The sequence below is a fragment of the Stakelama marina genome (assembly GCF_018122655.1).
Taxonomy (GTDB): Bacteria; Pseudomonadota; Alphaproteobacteria; order Sphingomonadales; family Sphingomonadaceae; genus Sphingomonas; species Sphingomonas marina.
The window spans coordinates 523,590-549,223 of record NZ_JAGRQC010000003.1 but is presented as its reverse complement, the minus strand read 5'-3'; the positions used below and the strand labels follow the sequence as shown (position 1 = coordinate 549,223).

Here is a 25,634-nt window from a genome sequence, read left to right as displayed (position 1 = left end):
CGAAAGGGTAAGGACCGAGGTGTAAAACGCGCATCTTCGCGATTGGCTCCACAGCAGATGCAACTATCGCACGGTGAAGCGAACCTGATCGACGACGCGGCCTGCAAGGTCGATCAGGCGCAGGCGATGCGACCCCGGCCCGGCCAGGACCAGCGGCCCGTCCTCCGCATTGCCAAGATCGCGCTTGTCGAGTTCGAGGCGGTGGCCGACCGCCTCACCCGAAACCGAAATCGCCAGCCGCTGACGCTCGATCGGAATATCGGGGTCCAGCGCATAGACGCTGCCCGAAACCGGGCTGACGATGCGCGGCCTGCGCGCAGCGGCCGGGGCCAGCGCGACCTGGCTCTGCGCGGTACCGGCAACGAAATATTCCTCGCGCGGCTGTTCGGCCCGGCTTGCGAAGGCGATTCGCCGTTCGTCGACACCCTTGGGGCGGCTCGGCTGTTTCCCGCCGCGATCGGCGTGGATGGCTAGCATCACGTCACGCCATACCGGCGCCGCGCCGCTCGTCCCCGATACCGCGCGCATCGGATCGCCCTCCAGATTGCCGACCCAGACGCCGACCGTGTAGCGGTCGGAAAAGCCGATGCACCAATTGTCGCGCATCGCCTTCGACGTGCCCGTCTTCACCGCCGCCCAGAAGGGTAGCCGCAGCGCATTGTCGAGGCCGAAAGTCGCCACGCGGGCATTGGGATCGGACAGCATGTCGCCGACGATCCATGCCGCCTGCGGCGTGGTGATCGCGCGCGGCTTCGCCACCTCGGCGCCTTTGACCAGCTTCAGCGGCGACCAGCGCCCGCGCTGTTCGAGGCTGCGATAGGCGGCGACCTGCTCCATCAGCGTCACCTCGGCCGAACCGAGCGCGAGCGAATAGCCGTAATATTGCCCGTCCTCGGTCAGCCCGCGATATCCGGTGTCCCACAACCGGTCGCGAAAGGCATCGACGCCGACGAGCAGCAGCGTGCGTACCGCGGGCACGTTCAGCGATCCGGCAAGCGCGATCCGCGCCGATACCGGCCCCTTGAACTCGTGATCGTAATTCTGCGGAACGTAGAGCCCGGTCGCCGTGTCGAGCTGAACCGGCGAATCGTCGAGGATCGAGGCGGGAGTCAGATATCCCTTCTCGATCGCATCGGCGTAAAGGAACGGCTTCAGCGTCGATCCCGCCTGGCGGTAGCTGTCGGCGCCGTCCACCGCGGGCGCGGTCGATGCACCGCCGACACCGCCGACATAGGCGCGCACCTCTCCGCTATCGTTATCGACAACGATCACCGCACCGTCGCGCGCGCGTGTGCCACCCAGTCCCTGCAACTGCCGCCGGAGCGCGGTGATCGCGATCTGCTGGATATGCGCGTCGAGCGTCGAGGTGACGCGCATACCGGGCCTGGTCAGCAGCTTGACTGAGAGATGCGGCGCAAGACCGGGATCGAGCGCGAGGCTGCGCGCCGGGCCGAGCATCGACGCGGCCCCCGCTTCGAACCGGGCACAATCCTTAGCAGCGGCGAGAGCGCAGGCACGCGCGGCAACTTCCGGCGCGTCGGCAGCCGGGTCGGGCAGCAACGCCGCGAGCAGTTCGCCATCGTCGCGCGACAGCGTTGCCGGCGTCTTGCCGAACAGGCTGAGCGCGGCTGCGCCGATCCCCTGCGATTCGCCCCGAAAGCCGGCGAGGTTCAGATACGCCTCGAGGATCTGGTCCTTGCTCCAGCGCTTTTCGAGCGCGAGCGCGGCGCGCATCTGGCGCATCTTGTCCCAGATGTCGCGACTGCCGGGTGCTGCGAGATCGGGCGAAAGATACGCCGCGACCTGCATCGACAGCGTGCTGGCGCCGCGCGAGCGCTTGCCCTCTATCCGGTCGCGCGCCGCGCCGAGCACCGCCCACCAGTCGACGCCGCGGTGCGAGCGGAAGCGCTTGTCCTCGGCATCGACCAGCGCCTTGCGCGCGGCCGGCGACACCTTGTCGGCAGGCGTCCAGGCGAGCCGCCGCACCTGGAAATCGACGCGCGCGCTGTCGAGCAGCACGCCGTTGCGGTCGTAGAGCCACGCTTCGGACGGGCGCCACGCCGCACGCACTTGTCGGTAGTCCGGCAGGTGCGGCGGGAAGGTGACGAAATCGAGCACCGCGATCGCCAGTGCGAGCATGCCGACCGCCGCCAGCGCCACCTTCGACCAGGTGAGCGTGACGTTGCGGCCGGCGAGCGCGAATTTCATCGCTGCGCGACCGTCATCGGCTGGTTCGGCACGGCGGCGTGGATCGCGGGCGAATACATCGCCTCGACGCGCGTCGGCGGCAGGTTGAAATGCCCGGCACCGTTCAATCGCATGACATAGGAAACGGTCAGATCGCCCTCGGGCATCCAGCCATAATAAGCGCGCCAGCTATCCTGCCCGCGCTCGACATAGCTGGGGGAGATCCCGGTGCTCGTGCCGCCCTCGCCGCCCAGCATCTGCGACTGGCCGCCGAGATTGCTGACGATCGTCGCACCGGCAGGGACCGGATCGTCGATCACCACCCAGCTCCGCGCCGCCGAGGCATTGACGCTGATCGTAACCTTCACGACATCGCCGCGCGTCAGCTTGCCGGGCGTTCGCGCCTGCACCACCTCCACGCGCCGGGTCATGCGATATCCGGCCGCAACCGGCTGCTTCAGCGGAACCGCCGCACGCACCGAAACCAGCGCCCAGGGTGCTGCGCCGCCCGCTTGCGACAGCGTCAGCCGCGACTGATTTTCGGGCAGCGGCAAGCGAAGCGTGCGCGCATTGCCCGACACGGGCCATTTGCGGCTGACCGACTGCCCGCCGAGCGACGCGGTCGTCACACCCGCAATCGCTTCGGCCGGATAGGCGCGCATGAAATTGCGGACCGCGACGCTGCCCCAGGCATTCGCGGTCGTCGTATCCCAATGTCCGTGTCGCAATCGCTGCGCGACGCCGACCATCATTTTCGGCGTGTCCTCGTTCCAGCCCGGCCGGCCCATCGTCGCCATCATCGCCTTGATCGCCGATTCGTCGTTCGAAGCCATCAGCCACCACGCCGTGTCCTCGCTGTCGGTAATGTCGAGCCGCGTGCCTTCATAGGCCAGCCGCTTGCGCAGTTCGGCCTCGGCTTCGACGCGGAGCTGCGGCCCGTTGGCGAGCCCCGGCACCTTGCCGAGCGCCATCAGATAATCGGCAAGGCTCGCGGTCGGCATCTGCGTGACCGGCAGCCCGATCTGACCGAGCATATCGGCGCTCGCCGCGCCCTGCCTTGCCAGTGCCGCGAACGCCGCGACGCGTTGCAGGCGGACATCGCCATAATCCTCGTGCCGCAACCGCCCGTCGAGCACCGCTCTCATGCCGTCGAGCATCCGTCCGCGCGGCCCGTCGGGAATCTCCAGCCCCGCCTCGGCGGTCAGCGACAGCACATAGGCGGTCAGCGCCTCGGACCCCTGCAACTGGTCCGAGGGGAAGTATCTGAGCAGCCCGTCGCGATCGAGATAAACGGGGATTTCCGCCGCCAGCCCGCGCCAAGCCTGCTGGTCGCCCAGCGCCACCGCCTGCGACAGCTTCTGTTCGAAACAGCCATAGGGATACTCGGCCATGTACGACCGCACGCCGGTCAGCGGCGGCGCCAGCGTATCGCTGAGCGCCACCGTCACATCGCCGCGGCCCGGCAATGCTCCACCGGGCGGGGCAATGGCGATGGTGCCGCTCGCGCGGGTCAGCGTCGAAGACCAGGTTTCGACCGGCACCGCCGGGATGACCTTCTGTGTGACGCTAAGGCGATCGGTCGAACGGCCGCTCGCATCGCGTGCGCTTACCTGCCAGGTGAGCTGGTCGATCCCCTCGGGCACGGTCATGTTCCACGCGACCGGCGCGGCACCGCCGGGCGGGATCGTCACGGTCAGCGGATGGCCGGTGGCAACGCGCGGATTGACCGCCACCGTCGCCGTCACCTTCATCGGATGATCCGATCCGTTGCGCAGCGTGAAGGCGTTGGCGACGAAATCGCCGGTGCGCACCAGCGGCGGCACGCCCGAGAAGATACTGAGGTCCTGCGCGGTCCTGACCGTCGTCTGGCCGGTGCCGAACATGCCGTCGCCATCGGTCGCGATCGCCACCAGCCGGAACGAGCTGAGCGCGTCGGACAGCGGCACGCGGATGCGCCCGATGCCGCGCTGGTCGAGCGGGACATGCCCCTTCCACAGCAGCACCGGCTTGAAATTCTCTCGGTTGAGACCCGACAGGTCACCGCCACCCCCGCCGCCGCCAGCCGCGACCGCCTTGCGCCCATAATGCCGCTTGCCGACGACCTGCATCTGCGCGGTCGAGGTCAGTACCGACAGCGGACGGTCGCCCATCATCGCCTTCAGCACGTCCCAGCTATCGTTGGGTGCGAGCTGGAGCAGCGCCTCATCGACCGCGACGAAGGCGACATCGGCGTTCCTGGCCGCCTTGCCGTCGGGCGTCAGCACCTGGAACGCGACGCTCGCCGTATCGCGCGGCGAATAGCGCGTCTCGTTCGCGGCGACGCGGACATTCAGCCGGTGTGCGTCCCAGCCGACCTTCACCTTCGCGATGCCAAGGCGATAAGCGGGCTTGGCGAGGTCGACGGTCGCCGTCGGTTTTGCGACATCGCGCGAGAAGAACGGCAGATGCCAGCGCCGTGCGAGATCGGCGAGCCACAAGCGCCAGCCGCCGACGCGTCCCCGCACCGCGAGCACCGAGACATAGACGTCGGGCGCATAGGCGCCGGGCATCGGCACCTCGACCACCGGGTCCTTGCCCGACAGCTTGGTGACGAAGCTAGACAGCACGCCCTCTCGCTCGACGGTGACGAGCGCGGTCGCCTGACGGAACGGCATCCGCACCTGGAAGCGCGCGGTCTCGCCCGCCTTGTATTCCTGCTGCTCGGGAATGACGTCCATGCGGTCGCCATTGTCGCCGCCGAACCACCAGTCGTCGTCGCCCGCAAGCCATACCGAGGTACCCGCGCGCGCCACATTGCCGGCGGCATCGGTCGTCGTCGCCACCGCGTAGATTTCCCCCGACAAGCCGGGATCGAGCTTGCATTCGGCGCGGCCGAGCTTGTCGGTCGTGGCGGTGCAGCCTTCGTCGAGCCGCGTCGTCTTGCGCTGGTTGTCATAGGCGTAGAAGCCGCCGATCAGCCGCCGCCGCGCGGTCAGGATCTCGCGGCTGTAGAGCGCCACCGAAACCTTCTTGTCCTTGAGCGGCTTGCCGTCGGTGTCGAGCGCGATGAATTTCAACCGCAGATCGTCGGCGCGCATCATCCAGCCATCGGTGCGGATGCCGAGCTGCACGCCCGAGGTGTAGAGCGGAATGCGCCGCGACGCCGTCAGCACCTCGCCGTTCGCATCGGGATAGTCCATCTCGACCAGCATGTTGGTCGGCTGGTCGACCGTCTGCGGCACATCGATCGCGACGCGCGCGGTGCCGTCGCCCTTGAGCGTGATCGGCATCGTTTGCGTCGGCGGCAGCGGATTGGTCTCGTCGACCTCGTTGTCGCCGTTCAGCGGCTGCACGCCCTCGGTCACCTTGTCGGCGGAGAAGCTGTAATCCTCGTATCCGTCGGGGTGGAGCGCGGTCTCGAAATAGCCGACGCGCGTCTCGACCGGGAGGTTCGCCGCGCCGCCGCCCGACAGATAGCCGACATAGAGGTCGAGCGGCACGACATGCGGCTTCACCTGCGCTTCCTTCGGCCCCGACACCGTCGCCTTCATCGTCGGCAGGCGGTATTCGTCGACGCGGAAGGTCTGGTCGGTCCAGATCGTCTTGTCGCCGATGATGAAGCGCAGGTCGTATTCGCCCATCGGCGCACCCTGCGGCACGTGCCACATACTTTCGCCCACGCCGCGCGCGTCGATCGTCACCGGCAGGTCGAACTGTGTATCCGATCCGCGGTGCGACAGGCGCAGCGTGCCCTTCATCCCGCCCTCGACGGCGAAGCCCTTCGCCACCTGCTTGCGGACGATATGCTTCATGTGGATCGTCTCGCCCTGCCGGACGAGCGCGCGGTCGAAGATCGTGTGGAAGACCGGTTCGGGCGACGAATAGCCGAACGGCAGCTCGAAATCGTACGGCGCGATGCCCTTGTCCCAGTTCGTCAGCGTGAAGCTGTAATCGCCGCCCGAGCGCGCCGAGACCATCAGCGGGTGAGGACCATCCTTGCGCTCGCAACTGCCATAACCGTCCGGTTCGGGAAGCCCGTCGGGGATGAGCAACCGGCCCTCGCCATCGGTGCGGCCGTGCGCGAGCAGCTTTCCCGTGCAGCTATCGGTGACGCGCACATCGGCACCGCCGACCGGCTTTCCGCTATCGAGCGACGTGATCCACGCAAGCGAGTTCGCCCGCCCCCATTTGAAATGCACCGCCATGTTGGTGACGAGCGCTGCGGTGGCGACATAGCGCGTCTGGTCACGACCCAGCAACGCGCGGCCAAGCGCCGGGCTGGCCAGTTCGACGACGTAGAAACCGGGCTTGCCGAGCGGGATGCCGACGACCTCGAACGCCTTGCCCTTGCCCGCGGGCTTCAGTGTGAAGCGATGCGCATCGGCGGCGGTCAGCACGGGATTTTCGCCGGTACGGTTGATCCGCACCTGCTTGCCGTTCCGGGTAACGGTTTCGACCTTGTAATCGCCCGCCTTGTCGACCTTGCGCAGCCACTCGGCGACCGCGCCGTCCGATCCGGCGACGCGCAGGCTCTTACCGGTTGCGCGCAGATTGCGGTTCATGCCCTGCAATACCGGCTCGACACCGCGCACGGTGACGGGGAGCACCCCACCTTCCTTCGCCTCGAGAATGCCGAACGGCGCGGCGAACTTCACCAGCGGCGGCGCTTCGTCGATGCGAATGTCGAGCGGGAAGCGCTCTGCATTGGCGAGGCCGCGACCCGACAGATCCCTGATCGCCGCGGGCAGCACCAGCTTCGCCGTCGTGTCGACCGGCAGCGGCGCCTTGAACGTCAGGTCGGACAATGTCGCATGGCGCTTGTCATCGTCCGACAGCGTCGGCGCGACCTTGCGCCCATCGGGAAATTCCAGATGCAGGCCGGCAAGTTTCGACCGCGGCACGCGGGCACTGAACCGGACATGCGCGTCGGTCAGCGGATTGCAGCCCGCCTGCGGATTGACGCGCGAACATTCGAACCGCGCGGTGAAGGGTTTCCTGACCTCGTAATCGAAGCGCTGGTCGGTGCCCGCGACACGCCCCGATTTGCTCTTGATCCCCGCACCCCAGACGAGCGCCATGTCGCGTCCCGGCGGCAGCGGACGGCGGCATTTCAGCGCGGTGACGGCCGATAGCGCCTGCCCGCGGAGCTTCGGGTCGTCGGGCAGGTCTTCGGCGATGCCGCCGCGTTCGAGAAAGCTGCGTACCTGCCACCGATTGGGCCCGAGCTTCGTCAGCAAATCGCCGGCAAGTTCGGGTTTCAGGACATCGACCGGAATCTTCTCGCCGATGCCATCGACCGCGCAATAGGCGTTCTCGGCAACCGAAACGGGGTCGGCGGGCAGGTTCGCCGCGATCAGGAAAACCTGATCCTCGTCGATCTCGCTACCATAGGCGCTCGGCAGTACCGAACGCGCCACCGGCCCGCCGCTATCGACTTCGAAATGCGACGTGCCCGCGACGGCATAGCCCTTCAGGCTCTTCAGCCCGTCGACCAGATCGAACCCGCAGGTGACGCCGCCGGGCAGCGGTTTTGCGAAGTCATAGACAAAGGTACGCTGATCCACCCAACGCCCCTGCCCCTTGCATTTCGTGGTAACCGGCGGCGCGCTGCGCGGATCGCCGAGCGGCACCATCGGGTCGCTGAAGCGGATCGTGAAACGCGCGATCGCACCGCCACTGACGCCGGGCGTCGAAAGGATCACCCTGGGGGCGGCATCGCCAAAGGCCAGGACCGGCATCAGCGCGAGCAGCGCAAACACGATCCGAGCAACGAGTTTCATCGACAGCCTCCCCGTACATGCCGAAGCTACCGCACCGGCGAGACGAGTCCAGCGCGGATTCTTCCTATTTCGACGGCACTTGCGCTGACGTTACGCAAAGCCAATGATGCGCGCGTCCGAATCGATAGGGGGGTACGTGCCGGACGCGGGGGTCATGATCGGCTGGCTGGATGCACTTGCGCGGGAGGTGACGCTGTTCGCCTGCGTCGGATTTCTGGTCGGCGGGCTCGACGATCTGGCGGTCGATTATCTTTTCCTGAAACGCGCTATTCGCAACCGTTTGCGGCGCGGCAGTCAGCGTCAGCCGAATGTCGGCGACCTTGCGCCGCGCGCAGACGCGCTGCTCGCGATCTATATCGCCGCCTGGGACGAATCGGCGGTGATCGGCCGAATGCTCCGCGCCGCGCTCTCGCGAATCGACCGATCCGATTACGTGATCTATGTCGGCACCTATCCCAACGACCGCGAAACCATCGCCGCCGTCGCGGCGGTTGCGGCCGGCGACGACCGCATCCGGCTGGTCATCAACGACAAGCCCGGGCCGACGACCAAGGCCGATTGCCTGAACGCCATCTGGCGCGCGATGCTGCGCGACGAGCAGGCCGGGGCTCCACGCGTCGAGGCGGTCGTGCTGCACGATGCCGAAGACCTGATCGACCGCGATGAACTGAACGTCCATGCCGCATATCTTCGCGACTTCGAGCTCGTCCAGGTACCCGTATTGCCGCTGATCGACCATTCGTCGCGCTTCGTCGCCGGTCATTATGCCGACGAGTTCGCAGAGGCGCATGGCAAGCAACTCCCCGTCCGCTCGACGCTCGGCGCCGGACTGCCGCTCGCTGGTGTCGGCTGCGCCATCCGGCGCGACATGATCGAACGAATCGCGGTCGATCGAGACAATGACCCCTTCGACGCATCCAGCCTGACCGAGGATTACGAGCTTGGCCTGACGGTCAAAAAGCTCGGCGGCAGGGCGGTGTTCGCCCGCGTGTCGAGCCGACCCGGCGGCCCGCCGGTCGCAGTGCGCGCCTATTTCCCCGGCCGGCTGGACGCAGCGGTCCGTCAGAAGACGCGCTGGATGATCGGGATCGCGCTGGCCGGATGGGACCGCGTCGGATGGGCGCCCGCACGCGACTGGCGCGATCACTGGATGCGGATGCGCGACCGGCGGGCGCTGATGGCGGTGCTGGTGCTCGCCACCGCCTATGTCGCCGTGGTTGCCAATGCCGCCGCATGGGGGCTGCACCGGCTGACGGGGCTGTCCGCGCCGCCCGTTCCGTTCGTGCGCCAGGCGCTGCTGGTCGCGACGATGCTGCTCCTGTTCTGGCGACTTGGCGTGCGCGCCGTCTTCGTAGGGCGCGCCTATGGTGTCGCCGAAGCACTGCTGTCGATCCCGCGATCGGTGGTCGGCAACGTCATCGCGCTGCTGGCGGCACGGCGCGCGGTATTCCGCTATGTCACGATGCTGCGCGGCGGCCATATTGCATGGGACAAGACCTCGCACCGGTTCCCCGACGCGGTCGAGGAAGCCGCGACGTGACGCGTGGAGGGCGACCGTTACGCTTCATACTGCTCGTCGTCGGTGGTTGGACGGCACTGCGCGTGGCGATGCTCTGGCCGCAGACAGGCTCGTTGCCGGCAGCTGTACGCGGAGCATTGCCGGTGACGATCGCGCAAACGCGCGGCCTGCCGGTGCTCAGGCGACATCGTCCTGTTTCAGCCAATGCCGCCGCGCACGATTCCGCGGCGCGTGCCGTCCAGCCGGAATCGCCGATTGCTACCGCAACGCCAAAACGGTCGGTTTTCAACCTGCCCGAAGCACGGCCAGCCCATGATGCGGTCCGGGCACAGTTCGCGCTGATCGGGCTGGTGCGGTTCAACGGCACCGTAGAGGCGCAGGCACGTCCGCGGCCCGTTCTCGACCCATTGCCCGCGAGACCGGCGCCGCATCCGTCGCGCTGGCGGGGGACCGCTTGGCTCTTCACGCACGGGAACGGTACGCAACTGAACGATTCGGCACGGCTGGGCGGCAGTCAGGCAGGGGCGCGGCTATCCTATCCGCTGGCGCCCGATAATCGGATCGCGGCGGCGGGCCGCGCCAGCACGCCGTTGCAAGGCGACGGGGCGGAGGCGAGCGTCGGTGTCGAATGGCGCCCATGGAATGCACCGGTCGCGCTGGTAGCCGAACGCCGCTTCGGCCTCGACAATCAGCGGGGTGGTCCCGCGACCGCCATTGTCGGCGGATCGGGACCCGCGCCACTCGCCGGCGGCTTCGACCTGGAAACCTATGGCGAGGCGGGTGCGGTATTCCGCGAACGGCCCGATTATTATGCCGCCGGCGCGGCGCGGCTGTCGCGAAAGACCGCCAGGATCGGCGACACCGCAATATCGCTCGGGCTCGGCGCATGGGCGAGCATGCAGCGCGAAGCGTCGCGGGTCGATATCGGCCCTTCGGTCAGTATTCCGCTGCATGTCGCCGACGGAAATGCCCGCCTGTCGCTCGACTGGCGACAGCGCGTGGCGGGCGACGCCAGCCCCGGTTCGGGGCCGGCGTTGACGCTGGGTGCCGATTTCTGACCGAGGCGGCTTTTTAACCGCGCGAGAACGCACTATCCCTGCCGTCCGCATGGACATCTACCTTCCCATCGCCAACCTGTCGGTCAACGCGCTCGTCATCATCCTGTTGGGTGGGGGCGTCGGGCTGTTGTCGGGCATGTTCGGCATCGGCGGCGGATTTCTGACCACGCCGCTGCTGATCGTGTACGGCATTCCGCCGACGGTGGCCGCCGCGTCGTCGGCGTCGCAGGTCACGGGATCCAGCGTGTCCGGCGTGTCCGCGCATTTCCGCCGCGGCGGCGTCGATGTGAAGATGGGCGCGATGATGGTCACCGGCGGCATATTCGGCTCGCTGTTCGGCGCGGTATTGTTCAGCATCCTTCAGAAATCCGGCCAGATCGATACCGTGATCGCCATCCTGTACGTCGTGCTGCTCGGTTCGATCGGCGGACTGATGTTCATCGAATCGATCGGCGCGATCCGTAAGGCGAGATCGGGCACGGCATCGCGCGCGCGCAAGCGCCGCCACCACCCGCTCATCGCTTCGCTGCCGTTCCGGACGCGCTTCTATGCGTCGGGACTCTACATATCGCCGCTCGCGCCGATGCTGCTCGGCTTCTGCATCGGTATCCTGACGACGCTTCTCGGCATCGGCGGCGGCTTCATCCTCATCCCGGCGATGCTCTATCTGCTGGGCATGCATACGCGCGTCGTCGTCGGCACGTCGCTGTTCCAGACGCTGTTCGTTACCGCCAGCGCGACGCTGGTCCATGCGACGACCACCAAGTCGGTCGATATCGTCCTCGCCACGCTGCTGCTGCTCGGATCGGCGACGGGCGCGCAGATCGGCGCGCGGTTCGCGCAGAAGGTGACGCCCGAATATCTGCGGCTGGCGCTCGCCGTCATCGTCCTCCTCGTCGGTCTGCGCATGGCGCTGGGCCTCGGCTGGCGCCCCGACGAGATCTACACGGTAGACCTGCCGTGAAGCTGCGCGCGCTGATCCTTACCGCGCTGCTGCCGCTCCTGATCGGCGCGACCAAGCCGGTGCTGGTGCCCGATGTCTCGCAACGCGACATCGACATCGTCTACAGCTTCACCGGTGCCGACCTGCTGCTGTTCGGAGCGATTCTGTACCCCGGCGGGCAGGCGCCGGGTCCCGACGAGCCGCCGACCGACATCGTGATCGTGGTAAAAGGCCCCTCGCAGTCGATCCTGCTGCGCGAAAAGCAGAAGGTCGCCGGCATCTGGGTCAATGCCGAAAGCGCGCGCTATCGCTCGGTCCCGTCCTTCTACGCCATCGCGTCGTCGCGGCCGGTGCGCGATCTGGTCGATGACCGCACCCGCGCGATTTACGAATTCGGGCTCGACCGGCTGCAACTCTCGCCCGCCTCGGGCATGGCGCCCGACACCCAGTCGCGATTCGCAAGCGGCCTGGTCGATCTGCGCAAGCGCGCCGGGCTCTATTACGAAGCGCCCGATGCAGTGCAGATCACCGACCGCGTTCTCTACCGCGCTCGGGTGACGATCCCCGCGCGCGTGCCCGTCGGCAAGTTCACCGCGGAGACGTTCCTCGTCCGCGATGGCCGCGTTCTCGCGGCGGCGGTGCGAGACATCAATATCCGCAAATCGGGGTTCGAACGTTTCGTTGCGAGCGCAGCCGACCGCTCCTCGATCCTGTACGGGCTTGCCGCCGTCGCGCTGTCGGTGCTGCTCGGCTGGAGCGCGGGAGCGATTTGGCGTCGTTTCTGACGCCATGGTAGCGCGAACCTAACGGTATATTTACCCGGCGTCGCCAAGGTGGCCGATGGACCACCGAGGATTTTTTATGGCGGACATGCTGGGCGCGCATGCGTTCGAACAGGCGGAACCTGCGGGAACGGGCAGCGCGAGCGCGACCGGTTCCGCACCCGAATCGGTGGCGGCAATCGGTGCCGTCATGGAAATCGCCGGATCGTCGAGCCTGGTGCTGCTCGACCGTGCGGCGATCGAGGAGCTCGCCGATCACGAGGATTCGGCGATGGCGACGGCGGGCCGGGTCGGGGCGCAGATCAAGATGCGCGTCGGCAATGTCTGGCTGGTCGCCAATATCCGCTCGCTCAAGATGAGCGACATCGATTCGGACCGCGTCGTCGCGCAGATCGACTTTCTCGGCGAGGGCGACGAGGAACGGCTGACCGGAAAGCTCTATCGCTTCCGCCGCGGCGTGACGCGTTATCCGACACCGGGCTCCTACGTCTATCCGGTATCGACCGCCGACCTGAACCAGATCTACGCCGCCGACGAGCGCGCCAATGTCGAGATCGGCACCGTCTATCCGACGCGCGACATTCGCGCCGCGCTGTATGTCGATGCGATGCTCGGCAAGCATTTCGCGCTGCTGGGATCGACCGGCACGGGCAAATCGACCGCGACATCGCTGATCCTGCACCGCATCTGCGAACTCGCGCCGCAGGGTCATATCGTGATGATCGACCCGCACGGCGAATATGCCGCGGCGTTCAAGACCAACGGCGCGATCTACAATGTCGACAACCTCGCGCTGCCCTATTGGCTGATGAACTTCGAGGAACATTGCGAGGTATTCCTCACCGGCTCGGGCTCCAGCCGCCAGGTCGACGCCGACATCCTCGCCAAGTGCCTGCTGATGGCGCGCGGCAAGAACCGGCTGGCGCAGCAGATCGGGAAGCTGACGGTCGATTCGCCGATCCCCTATCTGCTGTCCGACCTGACCAACATCATCCAGCTCGAAATGGGCAAGATGGACCGCGCCGGCGACACCGCCCCCTATCTGCGGCTCAAGACCAAGATCGAGGAAGTGAAGGCCGACCCGCGCTATTCGTTCATGTTTTCCGGCATGCTGGTCGCCGACACCATGGCAGACTTTCTGTCGCGCATCTTCCGCCTGCCGAGCAACGACAAGCCGATCTCGATCATCGACGTATCGGGTGTTCCCTCCGAAATCACGTCGGTCGTGGTCGCGCTTCTGTCGCGCATGGTCTTCGACTTCGCGATCTGGTCGCGCAACGAACCGCAACGGCCGATCCTGCTCGTCTGCGAAGAGGCGCACCGCTACGTTCCCAACGATCAGAGCGCGGAAAGCTCGTCGGTCGGGCACACGCTCAGCCGCATCGCCAAGGAAGGCCGTAAATACGGCGTCTCGCTGGGCCTCGTGACGCAGCGGCCGTCGGACCTTGCCGAAGGCGTGCTGTCGCAGTGCGGCACGATCATCTCGATGCGCCTGAACAACGACCGCGACCAGGCCTATGTCCGTGCGGCCATGCCAGAGGGCGCACGCGGCTTCCTCGATTCGATCCCGGCGCTCAGGAACCGCGAATGCATCATTTGCGGCGAAGGTGTCGCAACGCCGATCCGCGTCCTGTTCGACACGCTTGAGGAAGATCGCCGTCCGGCATCGGGCGACCCGCTATTCTCCGAACTCTGGCGTCAGGTCGGCGACGAGGAAGCGATCATCGGCCGCACGATCAAACGCTGGCGCGCACAGGGGCACTGAGCCCCGCGCGCAGCGGCACCGCCGCGGTCACGCCAAATCCAGTTTTTCGAAAAGCCGAACCGGCTTTAGCCGGCGTCTTCCTCGGCATCGCCGGGGACGCCGGCCGCCGGCACCGAAAGCAGGCGCCGCAACCGCGCCTTGAACTCGCGCAGATTGCTTCCCGCCAGCCGTTCGACCGAGGAAAAGCTGAAGCTTTGCGGATTCACCGCGCGGCCGTTCTTCCGGATTTCCCAGTGCAGGTGCGCGCCGGTCGACAGGCCGGTCGAACCGACATAGCCGATCACTTCGCCGCGCCGGACACGCTCGCCCGAATGCACAGCGAACTTGCTCATATGGCCATATTCGGTGGTGATGCCGCCGCGGTGCTTCAGCTTGATGAAATTGCCATATCCGCCGGCGCGCCCCGCATAAGCGACCACGCCGTCCGATGCGGCATGGATCGGCGTGCCATAAGCAGCCGCGATGTCGAGCCCCTTGTGCATCCGTTTCGCGTGGAGGATCGGGTGGTAACGCATGCCGAAGGTGGACGTGATGCGGCCATGGACCGGCATCATCATCGCGCCCTTGCGCTCGCTCGTGCCCTTGGGGTCGAACCAGCTTGTGCGCCCGTCATCGTCCCAGCGCATCAGCTGCACGTCGCGGCTGCCATGGTCGAGCCCCGCATATAGCAGGTTGCCGAGCTGCGTCTCGCCGGTCGCGGCGCGTTCGCGCTGGACGATGATATCGAACTGGTCGTCGGCGACGATCGAGGACATCGGCACGACATTGGCGATCGACTTGATATAGGCCGCGACCGCGCTGGCCGGCACTCCGGCGGCACGTGCCGAACGATACAGGCTGGCGCCGACCCGACCGCGAATGCGCAGCGGCGTGTGATCGACCGCGATCGGGATGCGCGTGAGCGACAGGCCGGCATCGCCGCGCGAGACCTCAAGCGTCAGGTCGAACTTCGCGCGGAAGGAAAGCTTTTCGAGCGGGCGCGGCTGCGACTTCGCCGGACGGCGGCCAAGCGTCAGGTCGAGCCGCGTACCCGATTTGAGATCGTCGAGCGAAATCGCATTTCCCACCAGATCGGCGGTGCGCGTCGCGTCGGCCTTGTCGAGCCCGGCCCGCAGCAGAACGTCCGCGAAATCCTCTCCACGACCGACCAGCGCAGTCTTTTCAATGATGGGACGTTCAGGCGTATCGGCCAGCGGCTCGACCAGATTGGTCGCGCCCATATGCGCACCGGTGTTCGATCCCAGCGCCAGTGCCGAGATCGACTGGGTGCGCGCATCGTCCCAATCGGAGCCCGACAGCGGCGCGGGCGACGCCGCATGGATAGGGCGGGAAAAACCGGGCGACAGCATGACGGTGACGGTGCAGAGCGCGGCGCAGGTCGCAACGCCGCGAAACCATTCGCGCGAGCCGATCCGCGACCCGAGGTCGGGCACCGGATCGAAATCGGGAAAGCGTTCGCGCAGCTTGTCGGCAAGGCTCTGCGGACGCGGCGCCAGAACACGCCCGAACGAGAGCGCCCCCGTTCCGCTACCTTGATCCAGTCCATGTTCGGTGCGCAGGAACAATGCGCCAACCCCCGGCAATCTGCGGCCGCACTACCCCCGGCCCGGGAAAATCACTGTGCAACTAATAGGCTAAAGTCAAATTAACCCGGCGCCCCTCGGACGATAGTTGCGGTGAACCGTGCGGCGAGAGGGACGAACCCGGAAAGATTACGCAACTTTCCCGGTTTTGCGCGAGTCGCGGGCTGAATTTCGGCAACTTGCAACGGTCGACGAAACCAACGATCTTGGGGCGGTGATGAGTGAGTTCGCACTAAGCCCCGTCACGGCGGTGCTCGGCCCCACCAATACCGGCAAGACGCATCTGGCGGTCGAGCGGCTGTGCGGCCATGCGAGCGGCATGATCGGCTTTCCGCTGCGGCTCCTGGCGCGAGAGGTTTATGACCGCGTGGTCGCGATCAAGGGCGAGCGCCAGGTCGGGTTGATAACCGGCGAGGAGAAGATCCTGCCGCCCGATGCACGCTGGCTGCTGTGCACCGCGGAATCGATGCCGGTCGATCGCGATGTCGCCTTCGTTGCGCTCGACGAAGCGCAGCTCGGTGCCGACCCCGAACGCGGCCATGTCTTCACCGATCGGCTGTTGCGCGCGCGCGGACGCGAGGAAACGATGATCCTCGGCTCTGACTCGCTCGCGCCGATGCTGCGCAAGCTGGTGCCGGAGGCGGAGATCATCGGCCGGCCGCGGTTCTCGACGCTCAGCTATGCCGGCGCCAAGAAGCTTTCGCGCCTGCCGCGGCGCTCGGCGATCGTCGCCTTCTCCACCGAAGAGGTTTATGCCGTCGCCGAAACGCTGCGCCGGCTGCGTGGCGGCACCGCCGTCGTCATGGGCGCATTGTCGCCGCGAACGCGTAACGCGCAGGTGGCGATGTTCCAGGCTGGCGAGGTCGATTATCTCGTCGCGACCGACGCGATCGGCATGGGGCTGAACCTCGATGTCGCGCATGTCGCCTTTGCCGGGCTCAGCAAGTTCGACGGCCATCGGCGCCGGCGGCTGACGGTCGCCGAAATGGCGCAGATCGCCGGGCGCGCAGGTCGCCATCAGCGCGACGGCACGTTCGGCTCGCTCCATGCAGACGGGCCGTCCGCCTTTACGCCCGAAGAGATCGAGGCGCTCGAAGATCACCGCGTCGCACCGCTCAAGTCGCTCTACTGGCGCGACGGTGTGCCGCGCCTGTCGAGCATCGACACGCTGATCGCCGACCTTGAGGCGAAGCCCGAACAAGAACTGCTGCGCCCCGCGCCCGAGGCGATCGACCTTGCGGTGCTCAAGAAGCTTGCGAACGAAGACTGGGTTCGCGACCGCGCGCGCTCCCCCGCGATGGTCGCACGACTTTGGGCCGCCTGCGGCCTGCCCGATTTCCGCAAGCTGGGTGTCGATCCGCACGCGCGCTTCGTCGGCCGCGTGTTCGAAGCGTTGAGCGAAGGCAACGGCCATGTCTCGCACGAATGGTTCGCGGGTGAGATCGCCCGGCTCGACAATGTCCAGGGCGATGTCGAAACCATCGCCGGACGGATCGCGGCGGCGCGAAGCTGGGCCTATATCGCGCACCGCGCCGACTGGCTCGCAAGTCCCGAACACTGGGCCGGGCGAACGCAGGAGATCGAGGAGCGCCTGTCAGATGCGCTGCACGAGCGGCTGACGCAGCGGTTCGTCGATCGGCGAACGTCGGTCCTGCTGCGCCAGATCGGCGCCGATGCGGGCGAGCTTCCGGTCGAGATCGGGCCCGAGGGCGAGGTGATGGTCGAGGAACATGTCCTCGGCCGGCTCGACGGATTTCGCTTCTCGGTCGCCGCGGATGCCCGAGCGCATGACAAGCGGATGCTGCTCGCCGCCGCCGAAAAGCGACTGGGCGGCGAATTGTCGCGGCGCGGCGCAGCACTTGCCGCGGCCAGCGATTCGGAGATCACGCTGTCCCCCGACGATGGTGGGGCGCCGCAGCTATGCTGGCGCGAGGTCGTGATTGCGCATCTGAAGGGCGGTACGTCGCCCGCCCGTCCGAAGGTAGTTCTCGACCGCAGCCTCGACTGTCTCGACAAGGCGCAGCGCAAGGCGGTGAAGGATCGCATCGAACGCTGGGTGGCCGACCAGATTGCGCGGCGCTGCCCGTCGCTGCCCCGGCTCGACGCGATTACGCGCGATCCCGCCGCCTCGGCCCGGCTGCGCGCGGTAGCGGCGGCGCTGTCCGAACATGGCGGCATCACCGCGCGCGATCCCGTGGCCAAGGCGGTGGGCGCGCTCGAGGCCGAGGATCGCAAGCGCCTGCGCAAGGCCGGTATCACGATCGGGACGCTCGACCTGTTCGACCCCCGGCTGCTCAAGCCCGCGGCAGCGCGGTGGCGCGCAGCGCTGTTCGCGGCAGCGGGCGGCAGGCACGCCGCGCAGCCCAAGGAAGGCGCGACGGTGCTCGATCGCGGTGCCCCGGGGGCAAGCGCGGCAATGGGCTTTCGCGCGATCGGTGCGCAAGCGGTTCGCGTCGATCTGGTCGAACGCATCGCGCGCGACGCGCATGACAAGCGCGACGGCCGGACCCCGTTCGCGCCCGATCCCGCGCTCGCGACCTCGATCGGGCTGACCGATGCCACGCTCGGCAAGCTGATGGCCCGGCTGGGCTTTCGCGGTGCGCCGCCGGTCGAAGGGCGCGCGCGCTGGACATGGCGTGGCCGGCCTGCCCCGCGCCGGCGGCCCGACAAGCCCGCGCAGCCCGGCAATGCGTTCGCAGCGCTTGCCGATATCGAGTTCGGCAATGGCTGACGCGGCCATGCGCCTCGACCGTTTTCTATGGTGGGCGCGGCTGGCGCCCACGCGGAAGGTGGCGCAGGCGATGGCGGAAGCTGGGACGCTGCGGCTCGACGGCCGCCGGATCGACCGGGCGCACGCTGCCGTACGTCCCGGCGCGATCATCGCCTATGCTCGCCATGGCAAGGTCCGCGTGCTGCGCGTCGCGGCGCTGCCGCGGCGTCGCGGGCCGCCTGCCGAAGCCGCAAGCCTGTACGAAGACCTGCAACCCGGAAGCGCCAACCCCGTTGACGCGCCCCGCGCCCGCGAATAGCAGGTTAGGCAAACACTGGCTTGGAGTTCCGCCACCAATGACCTACGTCGTCACCGAGGCCTGCATCCGTTGTAAATACATGGATTGCGTCGAGGTCTGCCCGGTCGATTGCTTCTATGAAGGCGAAAACATGCTGGTCATCAACCCCAGCGAATGCATCGACTGCGGCGTTTGCGAGCCCGAATGCCCGGCCGAAGCGATCCTGCCCGACACCGAGCCGGGGCTCGAGAAGATGCTCGAGGTCAATACCAAATACTCGGCCGAGTGGCCGAACGTGACGACCAATGCTGGTCAGACGCCCGACGATGCCGACGAGCACAAGGGCGAAGAAGGCAAGTTCGAGAAATATTTCTCGCCGGAACCCGGCAAGGGCGACTGACCCGCGGGCAGCGCCCGCCGAACGGCACGGCCACACAAAATCCCGGGCACGCGCTTCGAACAATCGAACCGGCGCCATATGGTGCCGCACCTGTCGACATAGCCGTCGGCGGTGTCGCATTTGTGCGACGAAACGCCCTGCCGGATATGCAAACCGGCTAGTAATTTTATTACAGCTGTGTTAAATGATGCGCGACGGAGGCGTACATGCCCTCCGACCGGAGACTCTTGTTGATTGCCCCGGCGGCGCTGACCGGGTTCGGCTAGCCGAGCTTTCGCCAGTGTTCAATCCCCCGGGACAAAATTTACGGAAAGGCTTCCCCCTATGGCTGCCAAGGCGCTGTCCTTCGACGTCGGCGATTATGTTGTTTACCCCAAGCACGGCGTCGGCCGTGTCATCGAACTGCAGAAACAGGAAATTGCTGGAATGCAGCTCGAACTTTATGTTCTGCGTTTCGAAAAGGAGCGGATGACGCTCCGCGTGCCCACCAACAAGGCCGAAAGCGTCGGCATGCGCAAGCTGTCGAGCGACAAGACGCTCAAGGAAGCGCTCGATACGCTGAAGGGCAAGCCCAAGGTAAAGCGGACCATGTGGTCGCGCCGCGCGCAGGAATATGAAGCGAAGATCAATTCGGGCGACCTCGTGTCGATCGCCGAAGTGGTCCGCGACCTGTTCCGCGCCGACGACCAGCCCGAACAGAGCTATTCGGAACGTCAGATCTTCGAAGCCGCCGCATCGCGCCTGGCGCGTGAGCTCGCCGCGATGGAAGAGGTCGACGAACCCACCGCGCTTGAGAAGATTCTCGACATCCTGCGCGAAGCGGCACCGAAATATAACAAGGACAAGGATGCCGCTGCCGCCTGACGGCACGGTGCATCCGCACTCGAGAAAGGGGCGGTCGGAAACGGCCGCCCCTTTTGCATTCGGGCGGGATTGCAGCGACCAAATTTATGTGTATTATTGGTGCAATACACTAAGGGAGGTTGCAATGCGCCGTGCGATCACAGTCCTGTTCCTGCCGCTCGCGGCTTGCGGAACGATCGGCAACAGCGGAGGCGCCGAAAGCGCGGGGGCGAAAATCTCGCGCACCTATTCGGCGAACGGGTTCGACGCGGTCAGGCTGCGCGGGTCCGACAATGTGGAAATTTCGACCGGCAAGGACTTTTCGATCCACGCCACGGGCTCCGAAAAGGCGATCGAGCGACTGGAGGTCAAGGTCGATGACGGCGTTCTGACCATCGGCACGAAGCGCAACAGCGGCTGGAGCTGGGGATCGCGCGGAAGCGCGACGGTGCGCGTCACGATGCCCGAACTCCACGGCGCAGCGATCGACGGGTCGGGCGATATGACCGTCGACCGCGCCCAGGGCGATTTCAACGGCTCGATCGCGGGGTCGGGCGACCTTGCCGTCGGGATGGTCGAGGGTGGCCGCGTTGCGCTTTCGATCGCGGGTTCGGGCTCACTGTCGGCGGCCGGCAGGGCGGATGATCTGTCGATTTCCATCCAGGGGTCGGGCGATGTCCGCGCGCGCGACCTGAAGGCATCCTCGGCCACGGTCTCGATTGCCGGATCGGGCGACGCGACCGCGATCGTAGATGGCCCGGCCACGGTGTCGGTGATGGGATCGGGCGATGTCGATCTGGGACCCGGCGCGCGCTGCACGAAGCACAAGATGGGATCGGGCGATATCCGCTGCGGAGCATAGTTGCTTGCGCCGGCTTCGCTTCGATGCGATGCCGGCGACCATGCCGATCCGCCTCCTGCTCGCAGCGCTGTTGCTGCTCGTGCCCGCCAGCGCGGGAGCGCGCGATCGCACGATCATGCTCTCGACCTTCGACAGCATTCGCGTCGATGGGCCGTTCGAGGTCCACCTGACGACGGGAAGCGGCTCCGGCGCCACCGTTTCCGGCGATGTGCGCGCGATAGAGGCGGTCGATGTTCATGTCGAAGGGCGGACACTGATCGTCGCGCCCAGCCTCAACCAATGGGGCGGCTGGCCCGGCGAGCGCCATCAGCCGCCGGTCATCACCGCCACCACGCCGGAGGTTCACGCAGCAAGCGTCATCGGCGGCGGTACGCTCGATCTCGACATGCTGACGGGCCAGTCGGTCGCGCTGACGGTAACCGGATCGGGGCGGCTGAATATCGGCAAGGTCGATGCCGATCAGCTTACCGCCGTGCTCGCGGGGTCGGGCGCACTGGCGCTTTCGGGCAAGGTTCACCAGGCGCGCTTCACCAACAGCGGCACCGGAAGCATCGACGCAGCCGACCTTGTGGTATCCGATCTGACGGTCAGTTCGGACGGGCCCGGGCAAAGCGATTTCCATGCCGAGCGGAGCGCGAACATCACCGCCACCGGGCTTGGCTCGATAACCGTCACCGGCAATGCGAGCTGCACCATCCGCGGCCCGGGACCGGTGCATTGCGACCGGATGGAGCGCTAGGCCCGCATCTCAGGCGGCAACGCGAAACCGCAGCAACCGGTCGTCCAGCGCGATCAGTGCTTCTGCCGACCGGCCGATCGCACGGATGATTTCGGGATGCGCGGCGTCGAGTCCGCCGGTCAGCGACCCGAAGGCAGGCAGGATCAGCTTGCTCTGACTGGCCAGAAAACATCTGCGCGCCACCGATCGGCCGCGCGCACGAACGCGGATCTTGGGGTGGAAATGCCCCGACAATTCGGGCCGCGCCTCGGCCGGTTCGGCCTGGTGGCGCAGGATGAGGCCATCGACCTCCGCCTCCGTCACGACGTCTCCGCCCAGCCTGTCCTCATATACCGCGTCATGGTTGCCGCTGATCCAGGTCCAGCGCACGCTGCGCGTCAGGTCGTGCAACGCATCCCGCGCTTCGGCGCGCATCCGCGCGCTGCCCGCCCTGTCGTGAAAACTGTCGCCCAGGCACCAGACCTCGCGAGCGTCCACGGCCTCTACCGCTGCGGCAAGCATGCGAAGCGTGGCCATGCTGTCATAGGGCGGAAGCATCTGGCCATGCCGCGCGAACCAGCTCGCCTTTTCGAAATGGAGGTCCGCGACCAGCAGCGCACGCCGCTGCGGCCAGAACAGCGTGCCGTCGGTACGTGCCGCAAAGTCGCGACCAGCGAACGAAAGGGGAACCATGGCACCGCTATCGTTCGCGCACGGTCAGCGGTCAAGGCCCAAGGCTACCACCACACAGGCGGCACATAATCGGGATCGGGCATATGAAACACGATCCGCGAATTGGTGAAGTCGATATCGACCTGCGAGAAAATCCGCAGCGCGTCCATGCCGAGGATCAGGACCGGCCTGTCCCCCGGGGCGAAGGTGTCGAAGGGCGGTTGCGGCGAGAATGCCACCGGCAGTGATTTATAGCGGACGCTGCCGATCTTCACCCCGTCGACGAGTGACAACTGCGCCTCCACGCGATCGCCGGTCACGCTCAGCACCGTCAACGGGTTGGCGATGCTGCGACTCCTCTCGACCAGGCGCTGAAAGGCGGGATTTCCAACGCTGATGACCGATCCGGTGTCGATCAGCACCCGGATGGCATGACCGCGATATTCGGCATCGGTCAGCACGAGCCGGTGATGATAGCGCCGTGCCGTGACCACGATCTCATCGGACGAATGACGCAGCACACGGCGGCGCGGCGAATCGCGAACCGACATTTCGCGCCGGGCAAAGTCGAAGCGGATCAGATGTCCCTCGAGCACGTCGAGGCCGAGCAGCCCGTGTGCCCCCAGGTCGTATTTGTCGAGCCCCGGCGCGGCCAGGCCGGCAAAATCAGACAGCCGCTCGACGGACAATTCGGGCACAACATAGGTGCCGACAACCTGTCGGCCGCTCATCGCCGCCAGCGTGACGCGCGGCCCCGACTTGAGCCCCAGCACCGTGGCAAGTTGCCGCGAAATAACCGTGCGCTCGGCGCCCGTGTCGATGACGAAGGGATATGGCCCCTCGCCGTTGATCGAAACGGGCACGGTCATCCGCCGCTGGTTTTCACCCAGCGTCAGCAGCGCCGCATCGGACAACATCTGGCGAAGTTCGGGCGATGGTCGCGCGCTTGCCGATCCATCACCGGAATGTGTGGCTGGCAAGGATTGCGCCGAAAGCAACGCGGCGCAAGGTAATATCATAAGCGCCTTCAACATTGAAAAATGATAACACAAAATGTGCCATTTCGCAATTTGACCGGCGACTTTGCGGTCCGCGAAGCTATTCCATCGCAGCCGCGGCGAGCAGTTCGGCCTCGGACAGCAGCGCATCCTCGGCGCTTCCCTGCGCAACATTTTCACGCCCGATCAGCACGAGCACCGGCACCGCGAGCGGACTGATCCGGTCGAGCCGTTTGTGCAGCATCGTACCGCCCGCGCGGTCGAGCAGATCGGCCAGCCGGCCGACATCGGTCATCCGTGCGCGGGCATCGGCCCATGCTGCGCGCAGCAACAGGTGGTCGGGTTCGTAGCGGCGCAGCACGTCGTAGATCAGGTCGGTGGAAAAGGTCACCTGCTTGCCCGACTTGCGCTTGCCCGGATGCTGTCGCTCGACGAGCCCGCCGATAACCGCAACCTCGCGGAACGCGCGTTTCAGGAGCGCAGAGCCCTGCACCCATTCGACAAATTCATGCTCCAGGATATCGGGCGAGAACAGCGCCGCCGGGTCCTCGACCGGTTCGAGCCCATAACAGGCGAGCGCATAGTCGCTCGACACGAAGCCGAGCGGTTTCAGCCCCTGGCTTTCCATTCGCCGGGTGATGAGCATGCCGAGCGACTGGTGCGCGTTCCACCCCTCGAAACTGTACGCGACCATGTAATGTCGCCCCTCGTGCGGGAACGTCTCGACGAGCAGCTGGTCGGGAGCGGGCAGCACCGATCGCCGTTGCTGTACCTCGAGCCATTCGCGAACATCCCCGGGAAAGCGTGCCCACTGGTCGCGGTCGTGCATCAGCGTGCGCACGCGCCGCGCGAGATTGGTCGACAGCGGCATCCGCGCGCCGACATAGGTCGGGATGCGCGCCGACCTGGCGGTCGCCCGCACGACGAGATCGGTGACGTCGATCCGCTCGACCTCGAGGCTCATGCCCGCAAAGAAGAACGTGTCGCCCGGCGAAAGCTGCGCGGCGAAATATTCCTCGACCGTGCCCAGCTTGCGCCCATTTTTGAACCGCACGTCGAGCGTCGGCGCATCGACGATGATGCCGGCGTTCATTCTATGCTGCGTGACAAAGCGCGGATGGCTGACGCGCCACAGCCCGTCGGCACCGTGCGTCAGCCGCTTGAACCGGTCATACGCCTTCAACGAATAGCCGCCATCTTCGATGAAGCCGAGCACGCGATCGAAGGCTTCTTGCGTGAGCGCCGAATAGGGCAATGCTGCACGAACCTGCCGCAGCATTTCCGCAGCATCGAACGGCGCTGCGCAGGCACACGCCATCAAATGCTGCGCGAGAACGTCGAGCCCGCCGGGGCGGAAAATATCGGGATCGAGTTCGCCCGCCTCTACCGCATCAAGCGCCGCGCGCGCTTCCAGATACTCGAAGCGGTTGCCCGGAACGAGAACCGCCTCCGACGGCTCGTCGAGCCGGTGATTGGCGCGGCCGATCCGCTGCAGCAATCGCGACGATCCCTTGGGCGCGCCCATCTGGATCACGCAGTCGACATCGCCCCAGTCGACGCCGAGGTCGAGGCTCGCCGTCGCGACCAGCCCGCGCAACTTGCCCGCCGCCATCGCCGCCTCGACCTTGCGCCGCGCCTCCTTCGACAGGCTGCCGTGATGGACACCGATCGGCAGCCCCATCTCGTTTGCCTTCCACAAATCCTGGAAGATCAGTTCGGCGAGGCCGCGGGTGTTGCAGAACACGATCGTCGTGCGGTGCGTCTCGATCTCGGCCATGACCTGCGGCGCGGCATAGCGGCCCGAATGGCCCGACCAGGGCACGCGCCCCTCGGGAAGCAGGATGGAGATATCCGGATCGGCGCCCGCTTCGCCAAGCACCTTCTCGACGCTGTCGATATCGCCATCGGGTGCCAGCCATGCGCGGTAGCCGTCGGGATCGGCCACCGTTGCCGACAGCGCGACGCGGCGCAGCGTCGGCGCGATATGCTGCAACCGCGCGAGCGAGAGCGAGAGCAGGTCGCCGCGCTTCTGCGTGGCAAAGGCATGGACCTCGTCAACGACGACGGTGCGCAGATTTTCGAATAGCGTGAAACTGTCGGGATAGGACAGGAGCAGGCTGAGCGATTCGGGCGTCGTCAGCAGGATCTGCGGCGGTCGCGCGCGCTGGCGTTTCTTGCGATCCGACGGCGTGTCGCCGCTGCGCGCCTCGACGCGGATATCGAGGCCCATCTCCTCGATAGGCGCCATCAGGTTGCGCTGCACGTCGATCGCGAGCGCCTTGAGCGGCGATACGTAAAGCGTGTGCAGCCCCTCGGCGGGACTTTCGATCAAGTCGGCGAGCGTAGGCAGAAAGCCCGCCAGCGTCTTGCCCGCACCGGTCGGCGCGACGAGCAGCGCATGTCGCCCGGCACGCGCCGCCTCCAGCATCTCGATCTGGTGTCGGCGTGGCCGCCAGCCGCGTTCGGCGAACCATTCGCGAAGCGATGGCGGCAGCGATTCGATGATGTCGGCGGGTGCGTCCACTCCGCCCGTCTAG

The 25,634-nt window shown here is 66.5% G+C and carries 17 protein-coding genes; 11 read left to right on the top strand and 6 right to left on the bottom strand.

The features are described from left to right. Positions 1–63 precede the first annotated feature (63 nt). Positions 64–2,208 carry a penicillin-binding protein 1C gene (pbpC, locus tag J7S20_RS12475; protein WP_284054545.1) on the bottom strand — a complete coding sequence of 715 codons (2,145 nt, stop codon included), beginning with the start codon at positions 2,206–2,208 and terminating at the stop codon, positions 64–66. Continuing rightward, entirely contained in the window at positions 2,205–7,946 is a 5,742-nt protein-coding gene (locus J7S20_RS12470; protein ID WP_284054544.1) for an alpha-2-macroglobulin family protein, read from the bottom strand. Before J7S20_RS12470 ends, pbpC begins: the two co-directional genes overlap by 4 nt. 154 nt (positions 7,947–8,100) lie before the next feature. Between J7S20_RS12470 and J7S20_RS12465 the strand changes: the two genes are divergently transcribed. From J7S20_RS12465 to J7S20_RS12445, 5 genes are all read left to right on the top strand, one after another. Next, positions 8,101–9,486 carry a glycosyl transferase family protein gene (locus J7S20_RS12465; protein WP_284054543.1) on the top strand — a complete coding sequence of 462 codons (1,386 nt, stop codon included), beginning with the start codon at positions 8,101–8,103 and terminating at the stop codon, positions 9,484–9,486. Beyond that, complete coding sequence (locus J7S20_RS12460) at positions 9,483–10,523, top strand: hypothetical protein (protein ID WP_284054542.1); 1,041 nt, start codon at positions 9,483–9,485, stop codon at positions 10,521–10,523. The genes J7S20_RS12465 and J7S20_RS12460 overlap by 4 nt, the downstream gene beginning before the upstream one ends. 49 nt (positions 10,524–10,572) lie before the next feature. Then, entirely contained in the window at positions 10,573–11,487 is a 915-nt protein-coding gene (locus J7S20_RS12455) for a sulfite exporter TauE/SafE family protein (protein ID WP_284054541.1), read from the top strand. Next, entirely contained in the window at positions 11,484–12,251 is a 768-nt protein-coding gene (locus tag J7S20_RS12450; RefSeq protein WP_430980941.1) for a TIGR02186 family protein, read from the top strand. The genes J7S20_RS12455 and J7S20_RS12450 overlap by 4 nt, the downstream gene beginning before the upstream one ends. A 76-nt stretch (positions 12,252–12,327) precedes the next feature. After that, positions 12,328–14,013, top strand: coding sequence for an ATP-binding protein (locus J7S20_RS12445; protein WP_284054540.1), 1,686 nt, complete (start codon positions 12,328–12,330; stop codon positions 14,011–14,013). 65 nt (positions 14,014–14,078) lie between these two features. Here the strand turns inward: J7S20_RS12445 and J7S20_RS12440 are convergent, their stop codons facing one another. Then, positions 14,079–15,578, bottom strand: a complete 1,500-nt coding sequence (locus J7S20_RS12440) for a M23 family metallopeptidase (protein WP_284054539.1) — start codon at positions 15,576–15,578, stop codon at positions 14,079–14,081. A gap of 235 nt (positions 15,579–15,813) precedes the next feature. Here J7S20_RS12440 and J7S20_RS12435 point away from each other — a divergent pair, with 235 nt between their 5' ends. The 6 genes from J7S20_RS12435 (at position 15,814) to J7S20_RS12410 (ending at position 21,448) form a co-directional block, all read left to right on the top strand. Next, positions 15,814–18,327, top strand: a complete 2,514-nt coding sequence (locus tag J7S20_RS12435; protein ID WP_284054538.1) for a helicase-related protein — start codon at positions 15,814–15,816, stop codon at positions 18,325–18,327. Beyond that, positions 18,320–18,625 (top strand): S4 domain-containing protein, encoded by a 306-nt coding sequence (locus tag J7S20_RS12430; RefSeq protein WP_284054537.1) that lies wholly within the window; start codon positions 18,320–18,322, stop codon positions 18,623–18,625. Before J7S20_RS12435 ends, J7S20_RS12430 begins: the two co-directional genes overlap by 8 nt. A gap of 37 nt (positions 18,626–18,662) precedes the next feature. Then, entirely contained in the window at positions 18,663–19,004 is a 342-nt protein-coding gene (fdxA, locus tag J7S20_RS12425; RefSeq protein WP_284054536.1) for a ferredoxin FdxA, read from the top strand. Positions 19,005–19,328: 324 nt separating this feature from the next. Next, the gene (locus J7S20_RS12420; RefSeq protein ID WP_284054535.1) at positions 19,329–19,868 is read left to right on the top strand and encodes a CarD family transcriptional regulator; all 540 of its coding nucleotides are present in this window, start codon (positions 19,329–19,331) and stop codon (positions 19,866–19,868) included. Between the two features lie 124 nt (positions 19,869–19,992). Then, positions 19,993–20,709, top strand: coding sequence for a head GIN domain-containing protein (locus J7S20_RS12415; RefSeq protein WP_284054534.1), 717 nt, complete (start codon positions 19,993–19,995; stop codon positions 20,707–20,709). A gap of 40 nt (positions 20,710–20,749) precedes the next feature. Further along, positions 20,750–21,448, top strand: coding sequence for a head GIN domain-containing protein (locus J7S20_RS12410; protein WP_284054533.1), 699 nt, complete (start codon positions 20,750–20,752; stop codon positions 21,446–21,448). Between the two features lie 9 nt (positions 21,449–21,457). Here the strand turns inward: J7S20_RS12410 and pdeM are convergent, their stop codons facing one another. From pdeM to J7S20_RS12395, 3 genes are all read right to left on the bottom strand, one after another. Further along, complete coding sequence (pdeM, locus tag J7S20_RS12405; protein ID WP_284054532.1) at positions 21,458–22,120, bottom strand: ligase-associated DNA damage response endonuclease PdeM; 663 nt, start codon at positions 22,118–22,120, stop codon at positions 21,458–21,460. Positions 22,121–22,164: 44 nt separating this feature from the next. Further along, positions 22,165–23,079, bottom strand: a complete 915-nt coding sequence (locus J7S20_RS12400; RefSeq protein WP_284054531.1) for an aspartyl protease family protein — start codon at positions 23,077–23,079, stop codon at positions 22,165–22,167. A 118-nt stretch (positions 23,080–23,197) separates the two neighbouring features. Then, positions 23,198–25,621 carry a ligase-associated DNA damage response DEXH box helicase gene (locus J7S20_RS12395; protein WP_284054530.1) on the bottom strand — a complete coding sequence of 808 codons (2,424 nt, stop codon included), beginning with the start codon at positions 25,619–25,621 and terminating at the stop codon, positions 23,198–23,200. Between the last annotated feature and the right edge of the window lie 13 nt (positions 25,622–25,634).

Bases quoted from the DNA above. Each gene is read 5' to 3' on its own strand.
- pbpC (WP_284054545.1), bottom strand. From the start codon at position 2,208: ATGAAATTCGCGCTCGCCGGCCGCAACGTCACGCTCACCTGGTCGAAG.
- J7S20_RS12470 (WP_284054544.1), bottom strand. From the start codon at position 7,946: ATGAAACTCGTTGCTCGGATCGTGTTTGCGCTGCTCGCGCTGATGCCG.
- J7S20_RS12465 (WP_284054543.1), top strand. From the start codon at position 8,101: ATGATCGGCTGGCTGGATGCACTTGCGCGGGAGGTGACGCTGTTCGCC.
- J7S20_RS12455 (WP_284054541.1), top strand. From the start codon at position 10,573: ATGGACATCTACCTTCCCATCGCCAACCTGTCGGTCAACGCGCTCGTC.
- J7S20_RS12445 (WP_284054540.1), top strand. From the start codon at position 12,328: ATGGCGGACATGCTGGGCGCGCATGCGTTCGAACAGGCGGAACCTGCG.
- J7S20_RS12435 (WP_284054538.1), top strand. From the start codon at position 15,814: ATGAGTGAGTTCGCACTAAGCCCCGTCACGGCGGTGCTCGGCCCCACC.
- J7S20_RS12430 (WP_284054537.1), top strand. From the start codon at position 18,320: ATGGCTGACGCGGCCATGCGCCTCGACCGTTTTCTATGGTGGGCGCGG.
- fdxA (WP_284054536.1), top strand. From the start codon at position 18,663: ATGACCTACGTCGTCACCGAGGCCTGCATCCGTTGTAAATACATGGAT.
- J7S20_RS12420 (WP_284054535.1), top strand. From the start codon at position 19,329: ATGGCTGCCAAGGCGCTGTCCTTCGACGTCGGCGATTATGTTGTTTAC.
- J7S20_RS12415 (WP_284054534.1), top strand. From the start codon at position 19,993: ATGCGCCGTGCGATCACAGTCCTGTTCCTGCCGCTCGCGGCTTGCGGA.
- J7S20_RS12410 (WP_284054533.1), top strand. From the start codon at position 20,750: ATGCCGATCCGCCTCCTGCTCGCAGCGCTGTTGCTGCTCGTGCCCGCC.
- pdeM (WP_284054532.1), bottom strand. From the start codon at position 22,120: ATGGTTCCCCTTTCGTTCGCTGGTCGCGACTTTGCGGCACGTACCGAC.